Origin of the sequence: Hydrotalea sandarakina (assembly GCF_003254115.1) — a bacterium.
Taxonomy (GTDB): Bacteria; Bacteroidota; Bacteroidia; order Chitinophagales; family Chitinophagaceae; genus Hydrotalea; species Hydrotalea sandarakina.
In genome coordinates this window covers 1-5,615 of the sequence record NZ_QKZV01000019.1, presented here as the reverse complement: position 1 = coordinate 5,615, position 5,615 = coordinate 1, and the positions used below count along the sequence as shown (strand labels likewise).

The following is a 5,615-nucleotide window of genomic DNA, read 5'->3' as shown; positions in this document are numbered from 1 at the left end:
AAGCAATAAGTGTGTATAATCATTTACGTCCACATGGTAGTATTAGTTACAAAACACCTATAGAATTACATAATCATAATGAACCGGTTGAAAGGAAATGGAAGAACTATTATGTAAAAAAGGAACTATTAAAAGTTGGAGTTGCTGAGGAAACATACCGATGAAAAAAATATTTCTATAGCTGAGATGGGCTATAAAATATTTTTTTCATCTGCAACCTTAACTTTGAATAGTAAACCAATGGCAGGACTAAAAACAAATCGTAAACCTGTCGTAGGATTAAATCAAAAAAACTGTCAACTATTTTTAGGACGATACAATATTTGTTTTGAAAGAGGGACATGCGACTTCATTGTTATACCAAATTTTAGGACACCCTCCACCACATACAGGAAATAAATTGCATGTCGGACAAAATGAGATACCTTTTTCTATATCAGTATTCCAATTTCTAGTTATTGCATTATTGTTAAAAGATTCTTCAGGAAACATTATATTGCCTATTTTATAGTTATCATTTTCATATTTTGGAGTATATGGAAATTCGTAGCAAGGATAAATATTTCCATCAGCGTCAAAAACCTCTGATTCTTTATCTACAACTTGGCAAACTATTGGATTTAAGGATGGAAGAACTGTTTTATATTTAAATCCTTTTTTTATTGCATGAAGTATCCAATCTATTTCTAAGTTTCCGAAATCTTTTGGAGAGTAACTATTCTTGGCTGCATTATTGCCGCCCCAATTTACTACAGGGCTAAATTCAAAAGCTACACCTTTTTCATGAAATCCATATTGAGCAAGTAAATCAATTAACCTAGTAACATTGTCACCATTAGTCTTATCAATATTAATACGGATTAGAATTCCGCAATCACTATCATCATACTCCTTGCTATTAATCACTGCTTTGATATTATCAAAAATAATATCAAATGTTTTTTCACCCTGTTTTGTAATACGTCGCTTATCATGTGTCTCAGCTAAGCCATCTAACGTAATTTGAAAAAGTTTAATTTGACAATCCTTAACCAATTTTTTGAAAATTGGGAGTTTTAGGCTAAGTCCATTTGTAATTATACTTGCAAAATATGTTTTGTTATTTCTTTCAGCATAATCTATTAAATCTTTACTTATCTCCATAATTTTTGCAAAACCCATTAGAGGCTCACCGCCATACCATTCCACAGTAAGTCCTGTGATGTGCTTAGCAGATACTTTTTTAATAATTCTTTCAACAACTTTATTTTTTATTAAATCGTTCATAGTTTTCTTTGAGTGTACTTGACCGCAATAGTTACATCCTAACTGACAATTTCCTGTTGGTTGTATGGTAAAAGCTACTAATCTCTTGTCTTTAATAGCCAATCTGTTTCTCTGTAATACTTCTTTAAATTCGTCTTCATTATTATCTACTATTGCCTCATTTAAAATTAATGGCATAATATCATCATTAGAGATGTTTGTAAAATCATTATTTAACAAATGTGAATAGACTTTGTCAGAAATTTTTAATAAAGAGCCAGTTCTAGTTGTATAAATTAATCTATTGTTTTTTTTATCGATTATATCTGAAAAAATAACATAATGTGATAGTTTAAAATTCATTTTTAAAAATTTAATGATTAATAAAATTGTGGGGTTAAAAAATTAACCCCACAAGTGGGCAAGCTAAAATTTGCCACATGACGTAAACATTGGACAAGAAAAACCACCTTTATTGCATCCTGATGGTGCAGCTACTCCGCCCTTTACTTTGTTAGCATCGTCCTTACTCAAAAATGAAACACCTTTCTCATTTTTTGGTATTCCAGCTTGATGTTCATTTAATTTTTTGAGAGCACTTTCCAAATTTGAATTCTTCATTTTAAAAAATTTAGTTTTAAAAAATTACCAAAGTTTAATGTTATTAGGTATTTGTTGAACATGATATGAATTTTAATGCTTCATACTCGCATTTTCCGGAAAATTTTAATTTATTCTTTTGGTTTCTTCTGAATTGTTTATTTGTCTATAATTTTTCTTTATTTTCTGGTTACCAAATTTGTATAATATAGAAATATTTATTTGTTGATTATCATAGTAGTTATTGTTCTGTTGTTTTATATTGTTAAAAAGACTATAATAAATTGGTTTGTTTGATTTTAAAATATCATTTCCACTTATTGTAACCTGTAGTTTCTTTTTATGGACTAAAAATTTAATAGCGGCATCAATGTTATAATAGCCAGATGATTTATCTAGTCCATCTATATATGGAAATTGGTACCAAAAATTTAATTCCCCTAGTATTGTTCTAACTTTATTGAATACGATTTGATTATCTGATGAGACATACCCCCCCCAACCTTTAATTATCGGCTTAGTTTCGGGTAGGCTGGACTTTGAAACGGAATAAAATATTTGAAACTGATTATTAGTTTCAAGCCAATTTATTTTATTAATAAACACTGATGAACTTAATTGATAGGTATAAGTTTTTAAAAAATTAAGATACTTTGTAATTTGTAGATTTGTATTATTTTGTACAATTGTTATTTGGTCAAATCTGTTATTTTCATTGCTCACAGAAAGAGCTGTTGTTAAAAAATTATTATAAGTATGTGATATTTCAAAATTATTATTAAATGATGGTTGCAAAAAAGGATTTCCCTCTGAATATGAGTAACTATTAGTATACCATTTGAATGGATTTAATTTATAGTAGCTGGGTCTGTTTATTCTTTTGCCATAACTTAAAGAAAATGAATTCATATCATTTAAATTGTATGTTATATAGGCTGTTGGAAAAAATTTAAAATATGAATTTTTTGTAGTCTGATTATTGTTTTGTGAAATTCCTGTTGTGCCTGTATTTTCAGACCGTAAACCCACTTGAAAGTCAAATTTCTTTATTGTTTTACTAAAATTAGCAAAAATTGCCTGTGTATTTTCATTATATATAAAATTATTTGAATTAGAATTGTCAAATGCATATCTATTATTGATCCGTTGATAAAATGAAACATCACTTTTGTTATTAATAAAAGATAATTTTCCACCAACTGAAATTTTATATGCTTTAAATGGAAGATCTGCAACAATATTTAAAGTATATAAATTTATATTTTGTTTGCTGCCCGACAAATATTGAGTTAATGTATTTGGCATTAGTTCCCCATTTGCATTATAATTTTCATTGGTAAATTTTCTTTCATTGTTATCCTGATAAAAGTACCAATCTCCATCAATCGTTATTTTTTTTCCAACACTATCTATTTTATTTTCAAAATGAATATTTACTGATTGATAGTTAATATTTCTAGTTGAATTGGCATTTGTATTTATTGATGAATCAATGGTATTGAATAAATTATATATTGGTGTACTTATTGCTTCTTTCATGTTAGGGGAAAGAGCGCCAAATGAATAATTAAATCCTGCTGCAGTTTTAGCATTGGGTTGATAATCATAACCGATTGTGCCTGTAATATATCTGTTGTAGTCTCTTCGATTATTGGTTTTCTTCCATGTTTGGGTTGGATAAAAAATTATGTTTTTCTCTATTGGTGCGGTTGATCCGTTACCTGCATTGAATAAAGTGTACAGTTTATTTTTTTCCTTATTATAATTTAAATTCACTCCACCTAACAGCGTATTATAAGTAGATTGTGCATCACCTAATTGTACAGAGCAGTTATATCCGAGTTGTGTATTTTTTTTTGTTATAATATTGATTAAGCCACTATTTCCTTCTGCATCATATTTTGCTGGAGGATTTGTAATAACTTCTATTGTAGAAATATCATTTGCTGAAGTGGATTTTAAATAGTTTATTAAATCGTCTCCTGTCAGTTGAGATAGTCGTCCATTAAACATAATCGCTAACTTACTTTTGCCAACTAATGAAATTGTATTGTTAATAACACGAACTCCCGGCGCTTTACTTATTGCTTCTAAAGCATTTGAGCCAATTGCAGTTAAACTATTTTCTACATTAAATATTATTCTGTCAACTTTTCTTTGTATAAGCGGCTTTTTTCCTGATACCGCTATTTCTTTAAGCTCTTTTGATTTAAGAAATAGCATAACATTTATTATAGTGTCGTTTAACATATTAAAAGCTGTTTCTTTATTTTCATAATTTATATGTGAAACCGATAATTTATAATGTCCAATTTTAAGTCTTGTGAAACGATAAACACCATTACTGTCTGTTATTGTGTTTTCAAGATTAATAGTATCTTTTAATAATGAAACAGTAACAAATTCTATCGGTGTATTATTAGCAGTTACAATTTTTCCTTTCAGGCTTTGTCCAAATACATTGTTTAAATTGAATAATACAAATACAATTATAAAACATATTATAATAAAAATATATTGATATTTGGAAGGATTATGGTTTAATTTTTTGAAGCAGAACCAAATTATATTTATAAAACACTCCATCTGTAATTTTTTATTATAATTATCGCAGTTTTAATAGTATTTAATATTATTCTCCCAAATTATTTCTTCATTTTGTATAGTCTTTTTATTATTACTAAAGTTTACATTTGGCTTAAAGGTTTTTATTTTTAAGTTGTAAATCTTTCATAAAGTTTGTCTTGCAGTTTTATTTTTTCTGCCTTTTAAAAATGCTATTAATATTTTTTTAAGTTAATTTATTTTCAAAACCCAATCTAGTCGTAATAACTTTTTTAAAATATTTAATTTCACCATAATTTTATATTAATTCAATTCTACTGATTTATTATAAATTTATTTTATACTCTTAACTTGTAAATTTGGTAGATTACCAAAATACTTTTACAATATGTTTTAATCTTTCATATTTTCCATTGCTTAGTTTCTTTATTTTTATTATTCTACTATATGATTTTTATTTATATGCCTTTTCGTTAAACATAAAGAACAACCGAAACTAATACATTATTTAATATATCTTTAGTAATTTTCCTAAATCTTATACGTATTTCTACGCAATTTTTTAAAAAATAGCATCTTCCTATCCAATTGTACCCGGTATCATTTAATTTTATACAAAATGTTTTTATTATGTCTTCTGCTTTGAATTTGGTATTGGTAGATGCCAAGCCGGCATACCTATTAAAACTTCAACACATGGTAAATACTATACCTTATCTCAATATTCTGTTTACAGCTAATCATGGTGTTGATTGTTTACAAAAATTACAGCAGGTTAAAACAGAACCTGATGTAATTATAACCGACTTACTTATGCCCGAAATGGATGGCATGGGGCTTGCCGCCATTTTGCATTATGCTCGCCCCGCATTACCTATTATAGTTTTGTCTGATTTGCTTTCTGAATTCGAAATTGCCGAGTTAATGGATATTGGTGTAAAGGGCTTCTTGAGTAAAAAAAAGTTATCTCATGCTGTTTTAGAGCAGGCTATTGATGCAGTAAGTTATCGAAAGGATTTCATTGATACAACTGCTTTTGATATAGCTCAGGTTCATAAAGCTGTTGACCATTTTAACAAACTGCCCTATGAAAAAAATATTACGCAACAATTAACCAACAAAGAACTACTGTATTTACAATTGTTAGTAACAATGGAGAATGAAGAAGAAATAGCGAAATGCATGCATATTTCCGTGAAAACAGT

Annotated in this window: 4 protein-coding genes; 1 reads left to right on the top strand and 3 read right to left on the bottom strand. The window is 27.9% G+C overall.

The features are described 5' to 3' along the window. Positions 1-306: 306 nt before the first annotated feature. From LX80_RS14240 to LX80_RS14230, 3 genes are all read right to left on the bottom strand, one after another. Positions 307-1,608: a radical SAM/SPASM domain-containing protein gene (locus LX80_RS14240; protein ID WP_111297315.1), complete on the bottom strand. Its 1,302-nt coding sequence runs from the start codon at positions 1,606-1,608 to the stop codon at positions 307-309. 63 nt (positions 1,609-1,671) lie between these two features. Continuing rightward, entirely contained in the window at positions 1,672-1,866 is a 195-nt protein-coding gene (locus LX80_RS14235; RefSeq protein WP_074417462.1) for a hypothetical protein, read from the bottom strand. A 105-nt stretch (positions 1,867-1,971) separates the two neighbouring features. After that, positions 1,972-4,431: an outer membrane beta-barrel family protein gene (locus tag LX80_RS14230; protein WP_074417461.1), complete on the bottom strand. Its 2,460-nt coding sequence runs from the start codon at positions 4,429-4,431 to the stop codon at positions 1,972-1,974. 609 nt (positions 4,432-5,040) lie between these two features. Here LX80_RS14230 and LX80_RS14225 point away from each other — a divergent pair. After that, on the top strand, positions 5,041-5,615 hold a 575-nt coding region (locus tag LX80_RS14225; RefSeq protein WP_146250561.1), incomplete at its 3' end, for a response regulator transcription factor.